General features: G+C 43.9%; 19 protein-coding genes and 2 tRNA genes. 14 read left to right on the top strand and 7 right to left on the bottom strand.

Annotated features, from left to right (window positions below; translation table 11 throughout):
* Positions 1–108: 108 nt before the first annotated feature.
* From IEE84_RS09780 to exaC, 4 genes are all read right to left on the bottom strand, one after another.
* Positions 109–1,749, bottom strand: coding sequence for an ABC transporter substrate-binding protein (locus tag IEE84_RS09780; protein WP_191114035.1), 1,641 nt, complete (start codon positions 1,747–1,749; stop codon positions 109–111).
* A gap of 459 nt (positions 1,750–2,208) precedes the next feature.
* Positions 2,209–3,837: a GMC family oxidoreductase gene (locus tag IEE84_RS09775; RefSeq protein ID WP_191114034.1), complete on the bottom strand. Its 1,629-nt coding sequence runs from the start codon at positions 3,835–3,837 to the stop codon at positions 2,209–2,211.
* Positions 3,838–4,027: 190 nt separating this feature from the next.
* Complete coding sequence (locus IEE84_RS09770; RefSeq protein ID WP_191114033.1) at positions 4,028–4,354, bottom strand: DUF779 domain-containing protein; 327 nt, start codon at positions 4,352–4,354, stop codon at positions 4,028–4,030.
* A gap of 157 nt (positions 4,355–4,511) precedes the next feature.
* A complete protein-coding gene (gene exaC, locus IEE84_RS09765) occupies positions 4,512–6,038 on the bottom strand; it encodes an acetaldehyde dehydrogenase ExaC (protein WP_114700459.1) in 1,527 nt (508 codons plus the stop codon).
* Positions 6,039–6,364: 326 nt separating this feature from the next.
* Between exaC and IEE84_RS09760 the strand changes: the two genes are divergently transcribed.
* The 3 genes from IEE84_RS09760 (at position 6,365) to IEE84_RS09750 (ending at position 9,778) form a co-directional block, all read left to right on the top strand.
* Positions 6,365–8,302, top strand: coding sequence for an AAA family ATPase (locus IEE84_RS09760; RefSeq protein WP_191114032.1), 1,938 nt, complete (start codon positions 6,365–6,367; stop codon positions 8,300–8,302).
* A 144-nt stretch (positions 8,303–8,446) separates the two neighbouring features.
* Entirely contained in the window at positions 8,447–9,595 is a 1,149-nt protein-coding gene (locus tag IEE84_RS09755; protein WP_224738013.1) for a type I glyceraldehyde-3-phosphate dehydrogenase, read from the top strand.
* 92 nt (positions 9,596–9,687) lie between these two features.
* A tRNA-Ser gene (locus IEE84_RS09750) sits at positions 9,688–9,778 on the top strand.
* Positions 9,779–9,883: 105 nt separating this feature from the next.
* Here IEE84_RS09750 and IEE84_RS09745 read toward each other — a convergent pair.
* From IEE84_RS09745 to IEE84_RS09735, 3 genes are all read right to left on the bottom strand, one after another.
* Complete coding sequence (locus IEE84_RS09745; RefSeq protein WP_191114031.1) at positions 9,884–10,615, bottom strand: hypothetical protein; 732 nt, start codon at positions 10,613–10,615, stop codon at positions 9,884–9,886.
* Positions 10,616–10,939: 324 nt separating this feature from the next.
* Positions 10,940–11,269 (bottom strand): hypothetical protein, encoded by a 330-nt coding sequence (locus IEE84_RS09740; protein ID WP_057761113.1) that lies wholly within the window; start codon positions 11,267–11,269, stop codon positions 10,940–10,942.
* A gap of 190 nt (positions 11,270–11,459) precedes the next feature.
* Positions 11,460–11,535 (bottom strand) — tRNA-Asn (locus IEE84_RS09735).
* 504 nt (positions 11,536–12,039) lie between these two features.
* Between IEE84_RS09735 and IEE84_RS09730 the strand changes: the two genes are divergently transcribed.
* The 11 genes from IEE84_RS09730 (at position 12,040) to IEE84_RS09680 (ending at position 25,322) form a co-directional block, all read left to right on the top strand.
* A complete protein-coding gene (locus IEE84_RS09730) occupies positions 12,040–12,384 on the top strand; it encodes a DMT family transporter (protein ID WP_191114030.1) in 345 nt (114 codons plus the stop codon).
* A gap of 1 nt (position 12,385) precedes the next feature.
* The gene (locus tag IEE84_RS09725; protein WP_224737751.1) at positions 12,386–12,955 is read left to right on the top strand and encodes a TetR/AcrR family transcriptional regulator; all 570 of its coding nucleotides are present in this window, start codon (positions 12,386–12,388) and stop codon (positions 12,953–12,955) included.
* 133 nt (positions 12,956–13,088) lie between these two features.
* A complete protein-coding gene (gene betB, locus IEE84_RS09720; RefSeq protein WP_191114029.1) occupies positions 13,089–14,591 on the top strand; it encodes a betaine-aldehyde dehydrogenase in 1,503 nt (500 codons plus the stop codon).
* 118 nt (positions 14,592–14,709) lie between these two features.
* Entirely contained in the window at positions 14,710–16,410 is a 1,701-nt protein-coding gene (gene betA / locus IEE84_RS09715; RefSeq protein WP_191114028.1) for a choline dehydrogenase, read from the top strand.
* Positions 16,411–16,702: 292 nt separating this feature from the next.
* Entirely contained in the window at positions 16,703–18,748 is a 2,046-nt protein-coding gene (gene betT / locus IEE84_RS09710; protein WP_191114027.1) for a choline BCCT transporter BetT, read from the top strand.
* Between the two features lie 221 nt (positions 18,749–18,969).
* Positions 18,970–19,458 (top strand): M48 metallopeptidase family protein, encoded by a 489-nt coding sequence (locus tag IEE84_RS09705; protein WP_191114026.1) that lies wholly within the window; start codon positions 18,970–18,972, stop codon positions 19,456–19,458.
* Between the two features lie 441 nt (positions 19,459–19,899).
* Positions 19,900–20,322 (top strand): tetratricopeptide repeat protein, encoded by a 423-nt coding sequence (locus IEE84_RS09700; RefSeq protein WP_191114025.1) that lies wholly within the window; start codon positions 19,900–19,902, stop codon positions 20,320–20,322.
* A gap of 68 nt (positions 20,323–20,390) precedes the next feature.
* Complete coding sequence (locus IEE84_RS09695; RefSeq protein WP_191114024.1) at positions 20,391–21,542, top strand: flavin monoamine oxidase family protein; 1,152 nt, start codon at positions 20,391–20,393, stop codon at positions 21,540–21,542.
* A gap of 41 nt (positions 21,543–21,583) precedes the next feature.
* A complete protein-coding gene (locus tag IEE84_RS09690) occupies positions 21,584–22,561 on the top strand; it encodes a DMT family transporter (RefSeq protein WP_224737749.1) in 978 nt (325 codons plus the stop codon).
* 209 nt (positions 22,562–22,770) lie between these two features.
* On the top strand, positions 22,771–24,531 hold the full coding sequence (locus tag IEE84_RS09685) for a TrkH family potassium uptake protein (protein WP_101206340.1): 1,761 nt from the start codon (positions 22,771–22,773) through the stop codon (positions 24,529–24,531).
* Positions 24,532–24,620: 89 nt separating this feature from the next.
* Positions 24,621–25,322, top strand: coding sequence for a potassium channel family protein (locus IEE84_RS09680; protein WP_057761091.1), 702 nt, complete (start codon positions 24,621–24,623; stop codon positions 25,320–25,322).
* The last annotated feature ends 36 nt before the right edge of the window (positions 25,323–25,358 follow it).

The raw sequence follows: 25,358 nt of genomic DNA, 5'->3' as shown, positions 1-25,358 counted from the left end.
ATTGTCCATATCATTCATATAAGTGCGGCTGGAGCAGAGTATCTGACCCAGCCGCACTTATATGAATGAATAAATTGCTTATGTCGTAACGGAATTAATCAGTCAAGGTTATTCAACTTTTACACCATCGAAGCGTATTGAGCCAAGTGGACTGATTTTATAATCGACCACGTTTGGTGCGGTGAATACGGTCACTACCGAGTGTGCCATTGTTGTCCAAGGAAGCTGTTCTTTGAATATCTGCTGAGCTTGCTCATATTCACTGACACGCTCATCTTGATTGTTAATCTGACGGGCATTGGTCACCAAATTATCGAAGTCTTTATTACACCAGCGCGAGTAATTGTTACCACCGACCGCGTCACAAGACAATAACGATCCAAGCCAGTTGTCTGGATCACCATTATCGCCAGTCCAACCTGCTAGAATGACATCAGGCTCACCTTTAGCAGCGCGTTTTAAGTACTCGCCCCACTCATAAGTCACAAGCTTGGTATCGACGCCAATCTTCGCCCAATCTGCTTGCAGCATCTCAGCCATTAGCTTGGCATTTGGGTTGTATGGACGCTGAACTGGCATATACCATAGATTGATAGAAAGGTTATCCGCGCCAGCTTCTTTGATTAGTGATTTTGCTTTCTCAACATCGTAAGGCGCGTCTTTAAGTGACTCGTCATAGCCCCACTGCGTTGGCGGCATTGGGTTGGTCGCTTTGAGGCCTTCGCTCTGATAAACCGCGTTAATAATAGCGTCTTTGTTGATCGCCATATCTAATGCTTGACGCACTTTAAGATCGCTCAGTTGAGGTTTTTCTACGTTATAACCGACATAGCCGACGTTGAAGCCAGGCTGATCGAGAACGGTGGCTTTACCTGACTTTTTGACAGATTCGATTTCGGCAGGTTTTGGATAAGCGGACACGTGACATTCGCCAGCTTGCACTTTCTGTGCACGAACTGCCGAGTCTTTAGTGATAACAAACACTAGGTTGTCGATATAGATGTCGTCTTTATTCCAATAGTCTGGGTTTTTGGTATAACGAATTTGCGCGTCTTTTTGATAAGAAGTAAAGACGAAAGGTCCAGTACCGACGGGCTTAGTATTGATATCAGCAGCATTGCCAGAGGCTAGCAATTGATCTGCGTACTCAGCAGAACCAATATAAGCAAAAGGCATCGCTAGGTTCTGTAGGAACGGCGCATTGGTTTCGCTAAGGGTAATCTTTACCGTATAGTCGTCAACCTTTTCGATACTAGAGATAATATCAGGTAGTCCCATGCCGACTGAATATGGGAATTCAGCAGGATAAGCTTTGTTAAACTCAAAGTCGGGGTCAGTGATACGTTCTAGCGTAAAGACAATGTCATCCGCGTTGAAATCGCGTGTCGGAGTAAAGTAGTCGGTTGTACCGAACTTAACCCCTTTGCGTAGATTAAAGGTATAAGTCTTGCCGTCTTCGCTAATATCCCAGCTTTCAGCAAGTCCTGGTTGAATCTCAGTCTCCGCTCTTTTGAATTCTACCAAGCCATTATAGATAGGGAAGGCACTCGCATCAAAATCCGTACCTGAAGTATATTGCGCTGGATCGAATCCAGCAGGGCTACCTTCTGAGCAATAGAGCAATGTTTTGGCGGCTTTGGCATCTGAGCTAGCAGCAGAGTCATCCGTAGTTTTGTTGTCTCCACTACAGGCGGTGATACCTAAGACAAACGTCGCCAACATCGTAAGTTTGAAGAGTGATTTTTGCATTATTACATCCTATGTAATGGTAGGTAGGTACTCATGTATCCACATGTTCGCACTCGAGCATGAATACAATGAGAAAGCGTTTAATGACCTCTAAAGTATCTATTTATATAATGTTTCTTATATACAAAATAAAACATATTAAAGCTTGTCATAACTTTAAATTATGTAGATGGAAACTAAAAATATAAACAAGTCGTTCGAATATACTCTCTTAATCTGTGGTAATGCAAGCGATAAATAGACTAATTTTGATAAAAAATGCACGGTTTTACCGTGTTTAGCATCAATAAGACATTAAGTACTAGATTATATTGTTTTTTGTTTATTCATTATAAATAGCAAAGAGGCATATTTTTAGATTACTAATTAGTTACAATTTTACTAAGTGTAAACAATTAGAAATAATAAAGTCATGTCTCTTTGGGGTACTCAGCTATAATCCGTTTGTCCAACGCAGCACTAAACAGGGCTATGATTTGCCTTAATGAGATCGGCTATTTTTTCGGCAATCATGATAGTTGGCGCATTGGTATTGGCGCTAATAAGCGTTGGCATCACTGAAGCGTCGATAACTCGCAATCCACTCACACCTCGTACCTTTAATTCCAAATCAACCACAGAGCTGTCATCTGAGCCCATGCGGCAAGTGCCTACTGGATGGTAAATGGTGTCAGATTTATTTCGGATATAACCGAGCATGCCGTCTTTTTCGAGGTAAGGGGCAGGGTAGTCTTCAGTGATGTACTTAGCAAGTGCAGACTCTTGCATGATGGCTCGAGTACGCTCGGCACCGGCTACCATATACTCTACGTCTTTTGGATGCGACAGATAGTTTGGATCGATTAAGACAGCATCGGAAGGGTCGGCTGAGTCCAATCTGATAGTACCTCGACTTTCAGGCCGTAAGTAGCAACTGTGACAAGAGACAGCAAATCCGCGTCTGAGATCGCGACCGTGCTCTATCACGCGCGAGATGACAAAGTGCAGCTGAGTATTTGGCCACTCTTTTGGGTCATCACCGACGCTAAAGAACGCACCCGCTTCTGCATAGTTGGTAGACAGCAGCCCTGTACCGTCTTTTCTCCACTGCCGAATACTTTTGGTTAATGTCGAAATCGATGCCATGCCAATACCGATGACATCAGTCGTATTGACCTCGTAATCAAAGACGACGTCTAAGTGATCCTGCAAATTACCACCGACCTCAGGTGCATCTACCACCACATCAATACCATGAGACCGCAAATGCTCTGCAGGGCCGATACCTGAGAGCATCAGAACTTTGGGTGAACCAAACGCGCCACCTGATAGTAAGACTTCATGACGCGCCGTGACAGTATGTTCGACCCCGTCTTTTTCATAGACGACGCCTGTCGCTTGATTGTCTTCGATAATGACGCGGTTAGCCTGCGCATAAGTGATAACCGTCAGGTTGGAGCGGTTTTGGACAGGATGCAGATAGGCAGCCGCGGCAGAGCAGCGTTGGCCTTGTTTTTCACCATGGAAATGAGTGACTTGATACAACCCTGTACCGTCTTGCTTTTCGCTATTAAAGTCGGTGTTATGATCTAGGCCATTGGCAATCGCAGCTTCTACGAATGCCTTAGAGATGTCTCGTGGACTGAGTAGGTCGCTAACATGCAGCGGCCCGCTATCACCATGTAGGTCATCGCTACCACGAACGTTGTTTTCAGCTTTGATAAAGTAAGGCAGTACATCGTCAAATCCCCAGCCAGTACAGCCTTGCTCTACCCAGCGCTCATAATCTAGCTTACTACCACGCGTATAGATCATAGCATTGATCGCTGATGAGCCGCCCAGACATTGTCCACGCGGCTGAAAACCTTTACGGTTATTAAGGTGCTCTTGCGGGGTAGTGTGAAAGCACCAGTTGTTCAATTTAAGCGGTTTACCAGGAACCATCAGAATCAGTCCAGCAGGTACGCGTACTGCTAGATCTTTGCCATCACCGCCGTATTCTAATAAACAAACACTGATATCTGGGTTTTCAGTGAGACGGCTAGCGAGCACGCAACCTGCTGATCCACCACCGACGATGACATAGTCAAATGTTGTGTCAAATTCCATTTCATATTCCTTATAGCATCCATGCTAATTAAAATAGGGTACGCTTTACAGTAACTATTATTTTGCTGAAATAATAAAATAAAAATGACTCTGCGGTATCTGTTTGCGCCAATATCATAGGACAAGCTAAGACTGTTATATTCGGTATGTTATATAAAATTAATGCTACTTAATTTTGCACTGAACAAGCTTATATCGAACAGATTTCTGAACGTACGATAAAGCGTTTGCCTTCAGGGATTTCTAACGAAAAGCTCGCACCGCGACCATTGACGACATCAATGGTGAGATCGGTATGCTGCCATAAATTGTATTGTGCCTTGCCCATATAAAATGGACAGCCAGCAAGCTCACCAACCAGCACATCTTGACCACCAACTTTGAACTCTCCTAATGGATAGCACATAGGTGAGCTACCATCGCAGCAGCCACCTGATTGATGAAACATTAGCTCACCGTGCTTGGATTTTAATAGTTCAATTAGCTCTTTACAGGACTCTGTTGCCGTAATTTTCATAATCAACTCCTATGCTATCAGTGTCTAAAAACCATACTATTCTGAAAAGCTATTATTCAAAAGATGGCTTTTTACGACTTCTTAAAGTGAAAATGCAACCTATCTTGCGACAGATTGCATTTGTTTTCTAAGTACTGTCATGCGTTCACAGGTTAGATTAAAAGAAACCCATTTTTTTAGGACTGTATGAGACCAGCATGTTTTTGGTTTGTTGATAATGATCGAGCATCATCAGATGGTTTTCGCGGCCGATACCTGATTGCTTGTAACCACCAAATGCAGCATGTGATGGATAGAGATGGTAGCAGTTGGTCCAGACGCGACCCGCTTGGATACCACGGCCGAAACGATAAGCCTTATGTACGCTACGTGTCCAAACACCAGCACCCAGACCATATAGCGTGTCATTGGCAATTTGCATGGCTTCTTCGTCGTCTTTAAAGGTAGTGACAGCGAGTACAGGTCCAAAGATTTCTTCTTGGAACACACGCATATCGTTGGTGCCTTCAAAGATAGTTGGCTTAACATAGTAGCCGTCTGCTAGGTCGCCATCGTGTTTAGCCTGATCGCCACCGACTAAGACTTTCGCCCCTTCTTTTTTACCGATATCAAGATAAGATAAAATTTTCTCTAACTGGTCTGAGCTGGCTTGCGCGCCAATCATGGTCTCAGTATCTAGTGGGTTGCCCATTTTGATCGCTTCGACACGAGCGATACAGCGTTTGATAAACTCGTCATAGATGCTTTCGTGTACGAGCGCACGTGATGGACAAGTACAGACCTCACCTTGGTTTAAGGCAAACATGACTAGGCCTTCGACCGCTTTGTCCAAGAAGTCATCGTCTTCGTCCATGACATCAGCAAAGAAGATATTTGGACTTTTACCACCAAGCTCTAGTGTGACTGGAATGATGTTTTCGCTGGCGTACTGCATGATGAGGCGACCCGTTGTGGTCTCACCAGTAAAGGCAACTTTATTGATACGAGGGTTAGAGGCAAGTGGTTTACCAGCTTCGACACCAAAGCCATTAACGATGTTTAACACGCCTTTAGGTAAGATGTCAGCAATACCGATCGCTTCTAACATATAGAGTATAGAGGCAGGCGTTTGCTCAGCAGGCTTCATGACGATACAGTTACCAGCGGCTAGAGCAGGGGCGATTTTCCATACTGCCATTAGAATAGGGAAGTTCCATGGGATAATCTGCCCGACAACGCCAAGCGGCTCATGAAAATGATAAGCAACGGTGTCTTCATCAATTTGACTGATACCACCTTCTTGTGCGCGGATGGCACTGGCGAAATAACGGAATTGATCGATGGCTAGCGGAATATCTGCCATTAAGGTTTCGCGTACAGGCTTGCCATTTTCGTAGCATTCAGCAATAGCGATCGCTTCTAGATTGGCTTCCATGCTATCTGCGATTTTTAATAATAAATTGGCACGTTCAGCGACGCTGGTTTTGCCCCAAGCGTCTTTGGCAGCATGCGCGGCATCTAGGGCTTTTTCGATATCTGCTTCTTTTGAACGGGCGACTTGGCAAATGGTTTTACCATCGATAGGACTTGGGTTGTCAAAGTACTCGCCATCGACAGGAGGGGTCCACTCACCATTAATAAAGTTATCGTATTTTTCGCGGAATTGGACGGGACTGTTTTCAGTATTGGGATAAGCGTATAACATTAACCACTCCTTGTTGTGTATTATGGTTATTTAAAATATGGTTACTTACGTATGACCATTTAAAAATATATTCTTGGTCTTCCTAACCAAGTTATCATCCTATCGTACTGAGCTTTTTAGCAGAACGATAATGACTTTTTATAATGATATATTTTGTATCGTATAACTTTAAGTTATGTGATATGAGTCGGTTAAAATGGTTCGCAAACGGTATGCAGCTGTTATAATTGTGAGCATCTACTTTGGCTTGCTATGGTTATTAAGTTAATCATGGTAGCTTTCTTTTTGTACTATTTCTTCTTCATAATATTGGTTGGTTTGGATCTATGCGTCAATCTTCTGCTCTTGATATCCTAAAAACAGGTCAAAACGTCTTTTTGACCGGCTCAGCAGGTTCAGGTAAGACTTATACTCTCAATCAATACATCGACTATCTACGCGCCCGCCGCGTCCCTGTTGCGGTGACAGCCAGTACGGGTATTGCCGCAACGCACATGAACGGCACGACGATTCATAGCTGGTCAGGCATCGGTATCAAAGATGAGCTGACTGATCGAGATTTGTCCACCTTATCACGCAAGCAGTTTTTAGCAGACAGATTGAAAGATACTGCGGTATTGGTCATTGACGAGATATCAATGTTACACGCCAAGCAGCTTAACTTGGTCAGCCAAGTGCTCAAGCATATTCGCAAAAATGACAAAGCGTTTGGTGGTATTCAGGTGGTAGTTGCAGGAGACTTTTTTCAGTTACCACCGATTGGTAGTAAAGGCGAGACGAATCGTGAAAAGTTCGCCTTTATGTCTGAGGCGTGGCTCGATGCCAAATTCCATATTTGCTACTTGTCTGAGCAGCATCGTCAAGTCAGCGATGCAGCCAATGGTGGTCTCGATTTAGACGATATTCTTAACCAAATTCGTCGTCAGGAAGTAACCTTTGAAGCGATTGCCGCTTTAGAAGCGACGTATGACCAAAGTGTCGATATCAAACGTACGCGTCTCTATACCCATAACCTCAATGTTAATAAAATCAATGACAAAGAGTTGGCGTCTCTAGATGGAGAGATGATGCGTTTTGAGGCGACGGCGACAGGCGATAGCAAGCTGGTTGAGACGCTAAAAAAGACCGTGCGTACCCAAGACGAGCTGATTCTTAAAGTCGGCGCCAAGGTAATGTTTATTAAAAACAATGCCGAGCTTGGTGTCTCTAACGGGACGATGGGCGAGTTGATAGGGTTTGCCGCTGTCAAAATAGACGATAAAGACAGTAGTGACGCGTTAATCGAAGACGATAGCAGCGATGACGTTGATGAGGATGCTACTGGCGAAAAAACGACCAAAGGTAAGAAGTCTGCTGCTAAAAAAGATAAAGAAAAACCAAAGACAAAGAAACCAACGACCCAAAAAATGCCTGTCGTGCGGCTTAATTCAGGACGAGAAGTCATCGCTGAGCCTGAAGAGTGGATTATCGAAGATGAAACGGGTGACGTGCTGGCAAGTTACTTACAAGTGCCGCTCTGTCTGGCATGGGCGATTACCATTCATAAATCGCAGGGCATGACCCTCGATGCGGCTGAAATTGATTTGTCGCGTACTTTTGAGTTAGGACAAGGCTATGTGGCATTGTCACGCCTCAAGTCGCTATCTGGCCTACAGCTACTGGGTATGAACGATATGAGCTTGCAACTCGATCCATTGGCTCGCGGCGCAGACAAGCGGTTTCTAGTACTGTCTGAAGAAGCGGATGCCAATTATGCGATGCTAGATGAAGAAAGCATGCAGCAGGCACATGAAAAATTCGTGCTGAAGTCAGGTGGGACATTGAGCAAGTCGGTAATCGATGCTTACGCCACGCTACAAAAGAAGCGCCGCGAACAACAGCAAGCGAAAATTGATAAAAAACAGAAGTTAGGCAATCAGGTCTCTGATAAATCAGACAGTACTCTACTTGCGACCAGAGTGTTGTTAGAAGAGAGTTTGACCATTGCAGAGATATCACAAGCCCGTCAGTTGTCACAGTCGACCATCATGCGTCATATTGCTGACCTAAAATCACAAGATCCGAGTCTTGCCTGCGATCATCTGCGTCCAGATGATGAGGTGATGACAGCCGTTGGCAATGCCTATGTCGCCATTAAAGTCGCCAATAATCCAAATGACTTCAATGATGACGGTAGCATCAAGCTGCGTCCGATATATGATCATCTCAAGCAAAGTATTGACTACAATACCATTCGCCTCGCATTGATTTTTATCACTCCATAGTTTTGCTGCCTATAACTTTGTTACCTTTATTTTTATAGGCTTTATTTTTGCTATTTCTTAGTATTTAGCAATCATTAGCGCACCTAACGTGATAACGCTCAGTTTTTACACCCATTTATAGCGATACCCTTTATGTCCGATGTTATGCCTGATTTTTCGAGCGCTACTTATCAATTGACCTCTGACCCGATAGCGGCGACATTCCGTACTACTGGTGAGCACACACAGCCACTGAGAGTCGCTATCAATGGTTTTGGGCGTATAGGGCGCAATGTACTTCGTGCTTTGCTAGAGCGCTTTGAAGTGTTAGGCCGTGCGATTCATGTGGTGGCAATTAATGACTTAGCACCAGCGGATATCTTGTTGCATTTACTCAAGTTTGATAGCACCCATGGCCGCCTCAGTCGTTTAGGGGTAAATGCTGAGATTGTAGAGAGTGAGTCAGGTGATACGAGCAAGACTGAACTCTGTCTGACCAAAAACAATCTGACTTACTGCATCAATATGCTATCAGAGCCTGATCCTCAAAATTTACCTTGGCAGGCGCTAGGTGTCGATGTGGTTTTAGAATGTACTGGGCATTTTCGCTCGTATGAACAAGCGACGCTACATATCGATGCTGGCGCGCAACAAGTAATTATCGGTGCCGCGCCATTTGACGATGTGGATGCTTGTATCGTGATGGGCGTGAATACCGATGCGCTCACGCTTGAGCTACCGATTATTTCTAGTGTTTCTTGCACCACGCAGGCATTGGTACCGTTGATTGATACGCTAGATAAGGCGTTTGGTGTGCAGTCCGCCATGATGACAGAGATTCATGCAGTTACTGCCGATCAGACAGTACTAGATCAAGCACATCGAGATCCAAGACGGGCGCGCGCTTCTGGCTATAATATTATCCCAACGACATCCAGTAGTATCGCTGCGACAGAGCGGGTGCTACCAGCCATGGTCGGCAAAATAAACGGACATTCGATACGAGTGCCAACTATCGACGTGGCTGCGATTGATGTCACTTTCGTATTTGATACGCCAGATGTCGATGTCGAGACAGTGCGAGAGGTACTTAAATCTGCCAGTCAGGCGCATTTGCATGACATCATGGCTTATACCGATGAGCCACTGGTATCTAGTGACTTTATCCATCAGACTGAGTCGCTTATCATTGATGGGCAACAGCTTATGCAAGTAGGCGGTCAATATAAGGTTTTTGCATGGTATGATAATGAATGGGGCTATGCCAATAGGCTGCTCGATATGTGCTTACATCTGGCCTCAAGCAAGCGATAATGCATCAATTTACAAGTATTCGAAAATTAATTGAATTTTTTTAGTTTAGGGGCTTGCATTATAAAATGATATCTATATAATGATGCACCAATGGAGACGTGGCAGAGCGGTTGAATGCACCGGTCTTGAAAACCGACAAGGGTTAATAGCCCTTCGAGAGTTCGAATCTCTCCGTCTCCGCCAAATTCGAAAAAGCCCTAATCAGCAATGATTGGGGCTTTTTTTTATGGTATTGATAAAAGTATTAATTAGTACCTTCTATAAGATCCTCAATAGTAGGTTATACAGCTACTTCACCAGTGAGTTTTCAAATTCGATTGTCTGATCATCTATTAAGGTAAGCGTGCCTTTATTAATCTCAATAGTGATGCCACTAGCATTTTTGATAGCGCGCATGACATTGATATCCTCAATGCTGCTTTCAATAATAATTTTGCCAGACTGTTCTGGTGCGATAGGTGGGTCAAACGTTGTCAAAGGCACATTAAAGTTTTTACCTTTTGTCAGGTTGGCATCTTTCATGGTTAGCGTCCCTTTAAAGCTTTTTATCGCGCCTTTGCCATGATTAGATAGCATAAACTGCATTTTGACTTGATTTAAGCTATCGCTATCACTGGTTTTCACAGGGAGCAGGGCGACAGGATACATCTGTGCGGTAGCATTAGTCGCCTGACCTTTGACAATTGGGCTTTTCTTACCCGTTGGGTTGTTTGGATGCAGACGTTCATATTCACGCTGTTGTATCAGCGCTTGCTTGATAGTGGTGCGCGGCATGGCTCCTGATTCATAAGCGTCGCTCAATTTCATACGCAGCATATATCGGCTGAGTACTTGTTGATCGGCCTCAGACAATTGCTCAAAAGTTTGCCCTAACTTTTTTTGCCATTGGTCAGAATCTGTCGGTATGGTTGTTTTACTTGGATCAGTCTGCGGCGATGAGCAGCCAGTCGCAATCACTAGCATTGCTACCGTCATGGTTGAAAACAAAGTTTTGTTGAAACGCTGATGTAAGCCCGTCATCGTACCCCTCCTTACAGATCTTTATTATGTTAAAACCTTATAAATAGTCGCGACTATATGCTTAATATACCTTGTTTAAACCTCTGTTGTGTTTAGTTATGGCTAACTAAAACCGCAAATATCGCAGAGTATTTAAAAAAATATGTACTGAGAACTAGATGGAAGCAGGACGTAACAAGAGGAGAGTTAGAGAAATATCAGTAATGCTTTAACTTTTATAACAGCCGCAAAAAAAGACCAAGCTCGCGTTAGCAAACTGGGTCTTTTTTATTTTAATATTATCTAGCAGCGTTACTATTAATTAGCAACGACACTATTAATTGTTTAATCGTTGTCTTGCAGCTCAGATAGCGGATGAGTGATGTTGTTATTATGCGTTACTACAATCGCTTCATCAATAATATGCTGGCTAACGCCGCGCTTACGTAGCGTTTCGATGAATACCTCATCATGGGCAAGCGTATAATCCTGATGGTCACGATCCAAGCCCTGACGAATATAAAGACGAATAAGCCCTTGAATGCGCTTAAAGCCCAAGTCTGATGACGTCGTTTCTAATAGGCCAATCATTTCTTCAGACAAACGAATACTAATCGGGCGCATGATCTTTTGCGGATGATCAGAAAACTTATTTTTTATACGTACAGGTATCATAATAAACCATTACTTTTAGTGAGTAAGAGCGAAGCACTCAAACAAAAACGAACCCAATCAAAACTAATCTTACCATACAACAAAAATGTCTAAAAGAACACCACAGCCGTGCTAATATTATTAGAAGTAAATATAAAAGACGCAACAATAAAAAAACCTCCATCAAATTATGATGAAGGTTTTTAGTATATGGCTCTCCAACCTGGGCTCGAACCAGGGACACACGGATTAACAGTCCGTTGCTCTACCAACTGAGCTATTGGAGAATAGTTGGTCATAACAGCAAGTTATTGACGCTTTATATTAAAGCAGTTAATTAGCTTGTTTGCGTTATGTGGGGCACATTTTAGCCAAGTCACTACAGGCTGTCAACCTTATTATGCGTTTAATTATAAATATTATCGCAATTATTGAAAATTAACGCCAATCCCTTATCAGATAGGCTATTTCAAGGCAGAACTTAGTAGAAAATGACGACAAATGTGTTTTAAAAATAAAATGTGCTTTAGAAATAAAAATTATTTTCAGTGAATTTTATATGGCACATGGACAAACGATAAGAATATGGAACTAGACGTCAATTCGGCAAAGTAAAACTGGATCTAATGCTCTATATATTTGAATATGAAAGTGATGCGACACCGTTTGACACAATAAAGTTGCAAGACAACCCTTCACATTAGCAATAGAGTTCTATAAAATACCGACCATGTGGTTTCTTTGCTATGTTTTTTCATAGCATGCGTTGAACAAAAGCGGGTGTTCTAAAGATGAGTCCTACTACGATTGCTTACGGTTATCTGACTATTGCCATTATATGCGAAGTGGTGGGTACGACTTTTTTGGTAAAGTCAGAACAGTTCACCCGTTTGGTGCCAACTTTGATGATGGGCGCGCTCTATGCGGTTTCATTTTATCTACTGGCTCAGACGCTCAAAACCATACCGCTAGGCATTGCGTACGCACTGTGGGGCGGGCTTGGAATTGTGCTGACATCACTCGTTGGTGTGGTGCTATTCAAGCAAAATCTTGATACAGCAGCAGTGGTCGGTATCGCGATGATCGTCGGCGGTGTTGTTGTGATGAACTTATTGTCTAATTCTGTGGTGCATTGATATGGAAAATGCTTATAAGCGTAAAAAACAGCCAGAAGTCATTCGTCGTGCGTTGTTAGATCAGGCAGCACGTATCACATTGGAGCAAGGCTTATCTAAAGTGACGTTTCAGGCAGTCGCTGATGCGGTTGGGGTGACAAAAGGTGGCGTGATGCATCATTTTTCTACCAAAAACGCACTCGTGCTAGAAGTCTTCAATGATGCAATGGCTAAGTTTGAAGCAGAAGTAAACGCAGCAATGGCTGACGATCCTGTTAAGTACGGTTCATTTACCCGCGCTTATATAGACGCCACTATCAGCCTTGGCGAGCAAGGTCAGGAAGAGTATGACAATCAAGCGACCCTATATGTGCTGATGCTAGGCGATAGTGAGCTGCGTGAATTGTGGGCTAAGTGGGCGAATGAGCAACTCAAAAAACATGCAGCAACGGATAATACCGAGACATTATGTATGGTTCGCCTTGTCGCTGACGGCATTTGGCTCTCAGACTTTTCAGGTATCGATATCGCAGACAAACAATCATTACGTGATCGCTTGATAAAAATGACACAACGAGACTTTGACTCATAAAACGATGCTGATTTATAAAATAACTTTTATTTCACTATTTAAAGACTAAATTTCGAAACTTAACTAACGACGACATTATTCGGCCTGAGTACTTTTATATAGCTACTTTTGCCAATCGTCCTAAGGAGAATTTATGACTGATTTTAATAATTTGACAGATATTATCGATTTAGACCAAGTACAAACAGCCTATATCAATGGTCGCTATTTAGCGGTTGATGAATCGCTGACGACTTTTGAAGATATCAATCCAGCCACTGGTGAAGTAGTGGCAACGATTCAGCAAACGAGCAATGAGCAGATTGACGAGGCGGTAAAAGCTGCACATAAAGGTCAAAAAATTTGGGCGGCGATGACAGCAGTCGAGCGTGGTCGCATCTTATCAAAGGCTGTTGAGATATTGCGCGATCGCAATGATGTGTTGGCACTACTTGAGACCAAAGACACAGGTAAAGCCTATTCTGAAACGAAGTACGTCGATATCGTCACTGGTGCTGATGTCGTTGAATACTATGCAGGGCTGGCACCGATGATTGAGGGTCGTCAGATTCCATTACGCGATACTAGTTTTGTATACACTCGCCGCGAGCCACTTGGCGTGGTCGCAGGTATTGGCGCATGGAACTATCCGATTCAAATCGCGATGTGGAAAGCAGCACCAGCATTGGCTGCTGGTAATGCGATGATTTTTAAACCATCAGAAGTGACACCGTTGACGGCACTAAAGCTGGCAGAAATATTGACCGAAGCTGGATTGCCAGATGGTGTGTTTAACGTGGTACAAGGCAACTACGAAGTAGGTCAAGCGCTAACTGAACACCCAGATATCGCAAAAGTATCGTTCACAGGTGGCGTACCGACTGGTAAAAAAGTCATGTCGAGCGCAGCAAGCTCATCTCTAAAAGACGTAACTTTAGAGCTTGGCGGCAAATCACCTTTGATCATATTTGATGACGCAGATATCGATACTGCTGCTGACATCGCTATGATGGCCAACTTCTATAGTACTGGTCAGGTATGTACCAATGGTACGCGCGTATTTGTTCCTAAAGCGCTACAAGCTAAGTTTGAGCAAGCCATCTTAACCCGTGTTGAGCGTATCAGACTGGGCGATCCTATGGATGAGAACATCAATATGGGTCCACTGGTTAGCTTCCCGCATATGGAGCGTGTGCTTGGCTATATCGAGCAAGGTAAAAAAGGCGGTGCACGTCTGCTAACAGGTGGCGAGCGTGTTACAACGAACGAGCTTGCAAACGGCGCATTTGTCGCACCGACAGTATTCACTGATTGCACGGATGATATGACTATCGTACGCGAAGAAATCTTTGGCCCAGTGATGTCGATATTGACCTATGAGACCGAAGAAGAGGTCATTCGTCGTGCCAATGATACTGATTACGGTTTGGCAGCTGGGGTTGTGACTGCAGATCTAAAACGCGCGCATCGAGTCATCGCTCAGATCGAAGCTGGCATCTGCTGGTTGAATACATGGGGCGAGTCAGCAGCACAAATGCCAGTAGGCGGCTATAAGCATTCTGGTGTCGGCCGCGAAAACGGTATCGAAGCGCTCGAACACTATACTCAGACCAAATCTATCCAAGTAGAGTTGGGTGCGTTTGAATCTGTATTTTAATCAATCTTATTGAGAAAAACGAAGCCAGTAAGGTTTCTTATCAGCTTTTATTTAGCTTTTTTATGACACCTTACTGACCCTAAACGATTTATGTTTTTTCAATATTATGGAGTATGTTATGACATCAACCACACCTGAGTATGACTATATTATTGTCGGGGCAGGCTCAGCAGGAAATGTGCTGGCAACGCGTCTGACCGAAGACGCCAATATTAAGGTACTGCTATTAGAAGCAGGTCGTCCAGACTATCGTTTTGACTTCCGTACCCAAATGCCAGCTGCACTTGCCATGCCATTACAAGGGACGACTTATAATTGGGGTTATAAGACAGATCCTGAGCCATATATGAATAACCGTGTCATGGACTGTGGCCGCGGTAAAGGCTTAGGTGGCTCATCACTGATTAACGGTATGTGCTACATCCGTGGTAATGCGCTAGATTTTGATGACTGGTCTAAGATAAAAGGCCTATCAGACTGGACGTATTCGGATTGCTTGCCGTACTTTAAAAAGCTAGAAAACTGTGACGCTGGCGAGAACGACTATCATGGCGTGGGCGGTCCTGTTGAAATGACTACCTCAAAGCCAGGAGTCAATCCACTGTTCCAAGCTATGATTGAAGCGGGCGTACAAGCGGGTTATCCACGTACCGAAGATCTAAACGGTTATCAGCAAGAAGGTTTTGGTCCGATGGATCGCTTTGTGACGCCTAACGGTCGCCGTGCGTCGACGGCTCGCGGCTATCTTGACCGTGCCAAACCGCGTAGCAATATTACGATTTTGACAGGTGCATTGACTGACGTAATTTTATTTGACGGCAAGCGCGCTGTCGGTGTCAAAGTCGAACACGAAGGCCAGACCAAAAACTTCCATGCCGCTCGTGAAGTGATTGTCTCATCTGGTGCGATTGCCTCACCGCAACTGCTGCAGCGTTCAGGTATCGGTCCTGGTCAGTGGTTAAAAGAAGCTGGTGTGACTGAAATATTGGATCTGCCAGGTGTCGGTAATAATTTACAAGACCATTTAGAGCTATATATGCAGTATGAATGTAAACTGCCAGTGTCAATCGCGCCTGCCAACAAATGGTGGAATAAGCCTGCGATTGGTGCGGAATGGTTATTCAATGGCACAGGTCTTGGTGCGTCGAATCAATTCGAAGGTGGCGGTTTCATCCGTACCGATGAGAAGTTCACCCATCCAAATATTCAGTATCATTTCTTGCCACTAGCTGTACGCTACGATGGCCGCAGTGCTGTGAAATCGCATAGCTTCCAAGCACACGTTGGTTCATTACGCTCACCAAGCCGTGGCCGCGTCAAACTAAAATCACGTGACCCGAAAGCGCATCCAAGTATCTTGTTTAACTACATGTCGCATGATCAAGACTGGCAAGAGTTCCGTGCTGCAATGCGTATCACGCGTGAGATCATGCATCAGCCAGCGCTTGATCCTTATCGTGGTCGCGCGATTGCACCGACCGATGATTTGGTCACCGACGCCCAGCTAGATGAATACGTACGTAATCATAGTGAGACGGCTTATCATCCATCTTGTACCTGTGCGATGGGTGAAGATAACGATTCGGTAGTAAACGGCGAAGGTCTGGTACATGGTATTGATGGCTTGCGAGTCGTCGATGCGTCTATCATGCCAAACATTATTAGTGGTAATCTCAATGCTACGACTATTATGTTAGCAGAAAAAATCGTCGACAAGATGAGAGGCGTACAGTTGCCACGTTCAACGGCAGATTATTACGTGGCTAATGGTGCACCGCTGCGCTCAGAGCCAATGCGCGATTATCTCTCGACGGTGTAGGCTGCGATATAAGCCTGCATACAGGATACTGAATAAATAACGATATGAGAAAATTTTAACCAAAAGGCCTTTCCAAGTAGAGGCCTTTTCTATCAGCGCTAACGTATTAGAATAATGAATACCGTTCAGGTTGAATTTGTTTATAATTTTATTAGCTTTTTATTTATTGGTACTGCTTTGTCCGTCATGCGGTTGGTTCCACGTTATACGGTTATAGATCATCAGTCTACTATTAGACGATGCCGGACAAAGCAATATCGGACCCTGTTTAATTTACTTATTGAGGTCTTTTATGTACAGTTCGCCATCACAAGATGTGACGAAACCTCTGACCCTAAACAAAACCGTGTTTATGGGCTCAGCTATTATTTCTATTTTATTGATAATCTGGACCATCGCTTTTCCAGATTATAGTGAGGCCTTGTTGAGCGCGAGCATGACTTGGGTATCAGACAAGTTTGGCTGGTATTATATGTTGGTGGTTGCCGCTTATAGTATCTTTGCGTTGTTTGTTGGTTTTTCTAAGTATGGCGATATAAAGCTTGGTCAAGATCACGAAAAAGCGCAATTCCCGTTTTTAGCGTGGGCGGCTATGCTGTTCTCAGCGGGTATCGGTATTGACCTGTTGTTCTTTGGTGCCTCTGAGCCTTTGATGCATTATTTGACCCCGCATACAGGCCTAGAGCCTGCGAGTGCTGAGGCCATGCGCGAAGCACTTGCGCAAACCTTTTTGCATTGGGGTCTACATGGTTGGGGTATTTATGCGCTGATCGGTATGGCGCTGGCTTACTTTGCTTATCGCAAAAACATGCCACTCGCGCTACGCTCGCCGCTGACACCGATATTTGGTGAACGTTTAATCAAGGGCTGGCTAGGCGATGGTATTGATACCTTTGGTGTCGTCTGTACGTTGATGGGTATTGCGACCAGTTTGGGTATTGGGGTATTGCAGGCCAATGCTGGCTTGACCCATGTGTTCGGTATTGAATCTAGCAAAACGGTTCAGGCGCTCATCATCGTCGGCGTTGTCGCGGCTGCTGCTATCTCTGCGATGACAGGTGTCGAAAAAGGCGTTCGTCGTCTATCTGAATTCAACATGTTGTCTTCAATACTGTTGTTGCTTGCCATATTGGTAATGGGCAATACGGTGTATCTATTAAATACCTTTACTCAAAATATCGGTCAATATTTCCAAACCATCATTTATAAAACCTTTGACGTTTATGCTTATGACGGTGCTGCTGGTGCCGAGTGGAAATCTTGGTGGACGATATTTTTCTGGGCATGGTGGGTTGCTTGGGCACCATTTGTAGGTCTATTTATTGCACGTATTAGCCGTGGCCGTACGTTGCGCGAGTTTGTATTTGGCGTGATGTTTATTCCGCTTGGGTTTATTTTTGCATGGTTCTCTATCTTTGGTAATTCAGCGATAGACTTGGTTGCCAATGGCGCAACAGAGCTGGGCGAAATCGCGGTCAATGATGCGGCAATGGGTATGTTTGCGCTGTTTGAGTACTTCCCTTACAGTGAAGTATTGTCATTTGCTGGTGTGGTTATTGGTCTTATTTTCTTTGTGACTTCTGCTGACTCAGGCGCGTTAGTATTAGCGAACTTGAGTTCAAGAGGTATGACCAATGATACCGATGCTCCGGTTTGGTTACGTCTGTTTTGGGCAGCAGCCACTGGTCTTATTACGTTAGGACTGCTATTTGCAGGTGGTTTTGCCTCATTGCAATCTGTCTCTGTCATTGCAGGCTTGCCATTCTCTATCATTCTTGTGCTTTACATGATGTCTATGTGGAAGTCGCTAAAAGAAGAAGGCAACAAGCGTAAAGCCAGTACAATCGGCACAGCAAATGTATTGGACAGCGGGAAGAGCTGGAAAGCGCGCTTGCAACGTATTGTGAGCTTCCCAGGACATGCACAGGTTGAGAAATTCCTGCATACTGTCGTGATGCCAGCGATGTCTGAGGTCGAAAAAGAGTTTAAAGCAGGTGGTCTCAAAACCTCGTTAGATACCAAAAACCTTGCTAGTATCGGTGAAGGTATCGATGCAGGCATGGATCAAGACAGTGGTCAGGTAGATGGTCTAAAACTGCGTGTCGGTCATGGCGATGAAGATGACTTTATTTATGAAGTCAATCTGATTAAAGCTCATCGTCCTAACTTTACATTGAGCACATCTACCAAGCACGCAGAGTACTACTACCGTGCGGAAGTGTTCTTAAGCGAAGGCTCGCAAGAGTATGACTTGGTTGGCTACTCAAAAGAGCAGGTATTGGTTGATATCTTAAATCAGTACGAGCGTCATTTGCAGTATCTGCATTTAGAGCGTTAATCAGACACACTTTTTAAGTAAAACTATTAGTAAAAATGCCCCCATAAGTTGAACGCAGCTTATGGGGTTTTTTTATGGATAACTATTTATAAATAACTGTCGTTTGAATTGAGGATATATCCCAAATAAGTGGCAAACAAACACCGCAAATATAAGGTAAAATTCCCTAAGATTAAATTGATCGACTGATACGCTGCAACGTATTAGCAAAGGATACATTTGTGACCAAATTAAAGTACATAGCGCATTACTCAGAACAGATTCAAACTCAAGCTGCTCAGCTTATCAATGATGGTAGGTTGGGCGAGTATCTGGAAAAAAAGTACCCAACTCAGCATCAAATCCAAAGCGACAAAGCGCTCTATCAGTATATAAATGAGATAAAAACCCAATACATGCGTAAGATTGGTCAGCTATCAAATGTCAGCTATAGCAGTAAATTGAAAGTTTTAAAACATGCACTGGGTATCCATACGACGCAATCACGCGTACAGGGCAGTAAGCTCAAATCGCACAATAGTATTACGGTAGCCAGCCTATTTAAAGACGCGCCGCCAGAGTTTTTGCGCATGATAGTGGTGCACGAGCTTGCCCATTTCAAAGAGCATGAGCATAACAAAGCGTTTTATCAATTATGCTGCCATATGGAGCCTGAGTATCATCAATTTGAGCTGGATACGCGACTGTGGCTGCACTGGCGCGAGTTGTAACCCTAATATAGTCAAGTCTATATAAATCCGCTACATCATCGTCATCCTCGCTAAGCATACTAATATATAACTTGCACTCGGTTGTCTTGTACTACTTTTAAATTGAATCAACTATAGTATGAATAGTAACCTTGATAAGGTTCATAGTAATATTAATAACAGCCACATAAATATCGTGTTCTTCTCTGTAGCAAACATCTGAGCCGCTAGGGCGTGTCCTCAATTCAATTGATCATATCTAAACGGGCTAAAAATGGCTAAATTTTGCCAAACATCGTTAAATAGCTGGTTAATATCCCGATATTATCTACGCTATTTTCCTTGTTTGACTGCAATTTATCTCATTTTTATCACCATTTTTAAAATGAGGACACGCCCTAGAATTACGTTATAATCCTAACCAAATAATCCATACTCCAAGTCAATAAAAGGTTGTAAGCAATGATCAATACCAAAATATATAAATCTATTTATAAATTGGCAGAAGAGTTACTAGAGGCTGACCGTATCGGTAATCAAGAAAAATTTGATGCGTTTTATGCTGAACTAAAAGCCATTTGTACCGATAATGAAGGCACTGACAAAGACCACCCAGAACAATGGGAAACGCTCGCTGACTTCACAGAAGATTTGGATGCAGCATTGGTAATTTATGACAAAGCACTGGCCAAAGCTACTGCCATTAACTCAAAAGATCATATGTCATCGATTGCTTTTTCTATGGCGGTGCTACAGCTTGAGACAGGTGAAAAAGAAGCTGCTATCCAAAGTCTGCAAAATGCCAAAATCACAGCCAATAAGATCGAAGACAAAGAGTTCAAGGTTGAGATTGATGAGATGCTTACTAAGTTGTTGGGTGAGTAGTTTCACTTGAACAATTTTGATCGAGTAGTCCTGATTAAATGTACTTGATGAGATAGGACGTATTTGATATGCAAAACGTACCAGTGGTGATCGTCGGTGGCGGATTAAGCGGATTGTATGCCGCCTTTTTATTAGAACAAAAAGGCATCGATTATATATTGATAGAGGCTCGTGATAGATTGGGCGGGCGTATCACTGTTGCCAAATCATCAGTAGCTCAGAATGCTAGCAGTCAAAGTATTAATCATGAGAAATCAAACGACGGCTTTGATTTAGGGCCGTCGTGGTTTTGGCCAGAGTATCAGCCGCAGCTGAGCAGTCTTATCGAGGCATTAGGTTTACCACGTTTCGCTCAGTTCGAAGAAGGCGATATGATGGTTGAGCGCGCTGCCAACCAGCCACCTGTGCGTATGCAAGGTTGTAAAAGCGAACCACCTTCTATGCGTCTAGTCGGTGGTATGGCCGCTTTGATTGAGGCGCTATATGCTCGCCTAGATGCTAGTTGTATTATGACCGGTCAAACCGTAAGGCAATTGAACAAGACGCCTCAACATATCGAAGTACAGAGTGAAGATAGCTCTGGGCATGTGACCAGACATGTGACGACGTTCCGAGCACAGCATGTGCTACTTGCGTTACCGCCTCGATTGGTAGAAGGTCGGATAGTATTTCAGCCAGCGCTACCGCAAGACTTAAGTGAACAGTGGCGCGAGACAGCCACTTGGATGGCTCCCCATGCCAAATACGTCGCTGTTTATGAGTCACCATTTTGGCGAGATGCTGGTCTCTCGGGTGCCGCGCGCAGTGCGATAGGGCCGCTCACTGAGATAAATGATGCCTCTACGCTAGAGGGCGATGGGGCATTGTTTGGTTTCTTTGGTGTTCCCGCTCAAGTACGACAGAGTGTCTCTGATACAGTGCTAAAAGAACATTGCCGTGCGCAGTTAGTGCGACTATTCGGTGAGCAGGCGAGTACTCCAAAAGCTGAATATCTTAAGGACTGGGCACAGGATCCATTAACAGCGATGCCCACTGATGCTAGCGGTAACGGTCAGCATGCAGTAGCACCGCCGTCCAAGCCAAAGAAAGGCGTGTGGCAAGACTGTCTAACAGGTTGTGGTAGTGAGTGGTCAGCGCAGTTCCCTGGCTATGTCGCTGGGGCAATGGATGCAGCAACCGTCGCTATACAAAGCTTACCTGCTGACATTTTTTGCCAGTAGCTATTAGGGTGTTGTTGTAAGCTATACAAAAGCCATCAAACATGACTAAGAAAATTCGTCATCCAATAGGATATTCGATGAATGATTCGCTCAAACAAACCAGTACTCAAAAGACCACTTGGCTGGTGCCTTTTTTTTGTCTACTGGCAGGCGGCGCACTCACTGGTATCTCGACCAATGTGGCAAAGTACGCTATCGATGTCGGTCTGACCCCATTAGGGTTTTTGTTCTGGTCGATTACTGGTGCTGCTGTTACTTTATTTATGATAGCGCTCATCAGAAAAGAACTCCCTCCTCTTAATGCGCGCAGCTTAGAGTATTACTTTGTCGCGGCGCTTGTCAGTGTCGCGGCCGCTAACTTATTATTATTTTCTGCCATTCCTCATGTGGGCGCAGGTTTCGTCGCCTTAATCCTCTCATTGCCGCCACTGCTAACGTATCTTGGCGCGCTGATACTACGTATAGAGCAATTTTATATTGTCCGTGCGCTTGGAGTCATCGCAGCACTCATTGGAGCAGGGGCATTAGCCGTACATAAATTCTCTGCGCCAGATTCTAGTGTGTTTTGGATTTTAATCGCGCTTTGTGGTCCAGTGCTACTCGCTATGGGCAATATATATAGGACATTACGCTGGCCTGATAATGCATCTTCTGGCGCACTCGCTCCAGGTATGTTGATGGCGGCAGCGCTGCTGCTAGGTTTGTTTAGTATGATGTCAGATTTCTCTATTGCTGTATCTTTAGAGGATTGGTTGCCGCTAAGCATGATAGCTATACAAGCATGCGTATTTGCTGGACAGTTTTTACTGTTATTTTTATTGCAAAAGACAGGTGGGCCTGTGTTACTGAGTTTGTTAGGCGCAGTAGGAGCCATTATCGGCGTGCCCGTCGCTATTTTTTTGCAAGGAGAGCAGCCACCAGAAGGTTTATTTTTAGGCGCTACTTTGATTGCGATTGGCGTGGCATTAGTGACATGGGGCGGCGTAAAAATAGCAAAAGTAAAAGAAGAAGTCTCATAAATGTGTATAAGCGATAGCATTAAACTATAGAGTTATTAAAGCCGTTACTGCCTAATGGGCACTTCTTATCTCGCTCGGATTATCCGTATCTAACTTGTCAATAGCTACTATGACTCAATAATTGGTTACGATTAACTTAAATCACTTTTTGTGGATATGATAAAAAAGGAGTATAAGTATCGTGGTTATTGTTGTCATGGACTCAGGCTATGAATGCAGCCACGCGTTATCGATTATTAAACAATTTTACGATTCTCATTAGTGTCATCGGGGTAGCGATTGCCTTGTTGGATAGTGGTTTTACACTACCGACGTGGCTCCAGCAAGTATTTCATATTTTCTATTTGGTCATCATCTTCCTTAGTTTTATGGTGACCGCTGGTCGTTACATCTATACCAAAAAGCCATTAACGCTTAATAAAGTCGCCGTCTTTGACGCACTGACTAGCATTGCCATTATCATTTTATTGACCGCGCATTTTACGGACTTAGTACGTTCGGGCCTATCTGCTGCCGTTGATGGCTTTGTCGCGATAAAGATAGCGGTGTTTGTCACCTTCGTCCGCGAACTCTCCGATCATAATTTTAATCTCAATCGTACCTTTCTACATCCTGCGCAGTTTTTTATTCTAAGCTTTTTAGTCGTGGTGCTGGTTGGTGCATTGCTATTGATGATGCCCAATGCGACGACGCAGCCGCTGTCTTTTGTTGATGCGCTTTTTACCGCGACCAGTGCGGTTTGTGTGACAGGGCTTATCGTAGTGGATACTGCCACCTATTTTACGACTTTTGGCCAAGTCATTATTATGGGTCTGATACAAATTGGCGGCTTAGGTATTTTGACCTTTGTGACCTATTTTAGTTATTTTTTTAAGGGTGGTGTCAGCTATGAGACACAAGCCAGCATCAGCGAGATGTCTTACATGCGCGGTATGGGTGATGTGGTGTCGACACTCAAGTCTATCTTATACGTCACATTTGCTGTCGAGGCGGTAGCGGCTGCGCTGATTTATATCAGTATTTATGACATACCCAATATGGATTGGTCTGAGCAGTTATTTTTTTCAGTCTTTCATGCGATTTCTGCTTTTTGTAATGCTGGGTTTTCTACCTTTAGTGCTGGCTTGTACGATGATTCGCTACGTTTTAATTATTCGCTACAGCTGATTCTGGCGATGACATTTATCTTCGGTGGTATGGGTTTTACCATCGTGGTCAATGTGCTTAGGTATTTACGTTATCGTGCTCAGCGGCTGATAAATCGTCATGACCAACGCTATATTTATCAGCCTTGGTTACTTAATATCAATAGCCGCATTACTTTGATTACCACAGGCGCATTATTGCTAGTTGGTCTGATTGGGGTGATGATCTTTGAATATAATAATGTGCTCGCTGACCATACCAGCTTCCTTGGCAAGCTAGTAACAGGGTTCTTTACGGCGGCTACCCCGCGTACGGCAGGGTTCAATGTGATTGATATGGGTGAACTTACATTTCCGACTGTTATGCTGACGATATTTCTGATGTGGATTGGTGCGTCACCAAACTCGACAGGTGGTGGTATCAAGACCAGTACCTTTGCGATTGCGTTATTGAATACATTGAGCCTAGCTCGTGGACAGACCAAGATAGAGGTGTTTAAACGGGAGATTGCTGAGATTTCTGTACGCCGCGCGTTTTCTATTATGTGGCTGTCGCTACTGGTCATCGGTACGGGCGTGACACTCATCAGTTATGATCAGCCAGAGCTTGATTTGATTAAAGTAGTGTTTGAGTGCTTCTCAGCTTATAGCACGGTGGGCTTAAGTTTAAACCTGACAGCAGACTTATCAGATTTTAGTAAAATAGTGGTTTCGGTCATTATGTTCGTTGGCCGCGTCAGTATGCTGACGATATTTATCGCGCTACTAAAAAATATGCGTCAACGTAATTATCGCTATCCTACGGAAGAGATTACGATTAACTAATTCATCGCAAACAGTTAACTAATCCGTCGTAAACAGACTATGTCGTTCTTAGTAAATAGCAAAAAATATTAAAAAAGGTTGTATAAGTTATGAAGTACATCATCGTAGGGCTAGGAAATTTTGGTGCATCATTGGGTTCGGCATTGACCAGTCAAGGGCATGAAGTGATTGCTATTGATAGTAGTATGCAACGGGTGGAAGCTTACAAAGAAGTGATTTCGCATACGCTGTGTATGGATGCCACGGACGAGTATACGGTTAGCGGATTACCAATCGTTGATACTGATATTGTCATCGTAGCGATTGGTGAAGATCAAGGGGCCAATGTCATGGCAACGGCGCTATTTAAGACGTTAAAAGCCAAGCGTTTGATCAGCCGTAGTATCAATCCGCTACACGAAAAAGTCCTACAAGCTATCGGCGTAGATGATTTGATTCACCCTGAAAAAGAGGCGGCCAATCGCTGGGCCAAGCGTCTGTCATTACGCTATTTTGTCGATTCGTTTGAATTGAGCGATAACTTCAGCATGGTAGAGATTAAGATTCCAAATGTGTTGATTGGTAAGACTGTCGACGACTTACAGTTAGAGCAAAAGTTCAATATCCGATTGCTTAGTACGTTGCGCTATGAGTATTATGAAGACAGTTTTGGTCGTACGCAGAGCAAGCCTAGCATCCAAGGTTTGGCGACGCCTGAACAAGTACTGCAAGAGCGCGATGTACTGGTGATCTATGGTGCCAATAAACACATCAATCAGTTCTTACGTAGTGTGGGTGTGAAAATAAAATAGTAGCTTGCCATCGCAGTGATACCAGAAGGTATAGGG

The sequence above is a fragment of the Psychrobacter sp. 28M-43 genome, assembly GCF_014770435.1.
Lineage (GTDB): Bacteria > Pseudomonadota > Gammaproteobacteria > Pseudomonadales > Moraxellaceae > Psychrobacter.
The sequence above is the reverse complement of the archived record's forward strand: the minus strand, read 5'-3'. Positions and strand labels throughout refer to the sequence as shown.

What these genes read in the sequence shown, in the direction of transcription:
- IEE84_RS09780 (WP_191114035.1), bottom strand. Translation starts at nt 1,749, where the DNA reads ATGCAAAAATCACTCTTCAAACTTACGATGTTGGCGACGTTTGTCTTA.
- IEE84_RS09775 (WP_191114034.1), bottom strand. Translation starts at nt 3,837, where the DNA reads ATGGAATTTGACACAACATTTGACTATGTCATCGTCGGTGGTGGATCA.
- IEE84_RS09770 (WP_191114033.1), bottom strand. Translation starts at nt 4,354, where the DNA reads ATGAAAATTACGGCAACAGAGTCCTGTAAAGAGCTAATTGAACTATTA.
- exaC (WP_114700459.1), bottom strand. Translation starts at nt 6,038, where the DNA reads ATGTTATACGCTTATCCCAATACTGAAAACAGTCCCGTCCAATTCCGC.
- IEE84_RS09760 (WP_191114032.1), top strand. Translation starts at nt 6,365, where the DNA reads ATGCGTCAATCTTCTGCTCTTGATATCCTAAAAACAGGTCAAAACGTC.
- IEE84_RS09755 (WP_224738013.1), top strand. Translation starts at nt 8,447, where the DNA reads ATGCCTGATTTTTCGAGCGCTACTTATCAATTGACCTCTGACCCGATA.
- IEE84_RS09745 (WP_191114031.1), bottom strand. Translation starts at nt 10,615, where the DNA reads ATGACGGGCTTACATCAGCGTTTCAACAAAACTTTGTTTTCAACCATG.
- IEE84_RS09740 (WP_057761113.1), bottom strand. Translation starts at nt 11,269, where the DNA reads ATGATACCTGTACGTATAAAAAATAAGTTTTCTGATCATCCGCAAAAG.
- IEE84_RS09730 (WP_191114030.1), top strand. Translation starts at nt 12,040, where the DNA reads ATGAGTCCTACTACGATTGCTTACGGTTATCTGACTATTGCCATTATA.
- IEE84_RS09725 (WP_224737751.1), top strand. Translation starts at nt 12,386, where the DNA reads ATGGAAAATGCTTATAAGCGTAAAAAACAGCCAGAAGTCATTCGTCGT.
- betB (WP_191114029.1), top strand. Translation starts at nt 13,089, where the DNA reads ATGACTGATTTTAATAATTTGACAGATATTATCGATTTAGACCAAGTA.
- betA (WP_191114028.1), top strand. Translation starts at nt 14,710, where the DNA reads ATGACATCAACCACACCTGAGTATGACTATATTATTGTCGGGGCAGGC.
- betT (WP_191114027.1), top strand. Translation starts at nt 16,703, where the DNA reads ATGTACAGTTCGCCATCACAAGATGTGACGAAACCTCTGACCCTAAAC.
- IEE84_RS09700 (WP_191114025.1), top strand. Translation starts at nt 19,900, where the DNA reads ATGATCAATACCAAAATATATAAATCTATTTATAAATTGGCAGAAGAG.
- IEE84_RS09695 (WP_191114024.1), top strand. Translation starts at nt 20,391, where the DNA reads ATGCAAAACGTACCAGTGGTGATCGTCGGTGGCGGATTAAGCGGATTG.
- IEE84_RS09690 (WP_224737749.1), top strand. Translation starts at nt 21,584, where the DNA reads ATGACTAAGAAAATTCGTCATCCAATAGGATATTCGATGAATGATTCG.
- IEE84_RS09685 (WP_101206340.1), top strand. Translation starts at nt 22,771, where the DNA reads ATGAATGCAGCCACGCGTTATCGATTATTAAACAATTTTACGATTCTC.
- IEE84_RS09680 (WP_057761091.1), top strand. Translation starts at nt 24,621, where the DNA reads ATGAAGTACATCATCGTAGGGCTAGGAAATTTTGGTGCATCATTGGGT.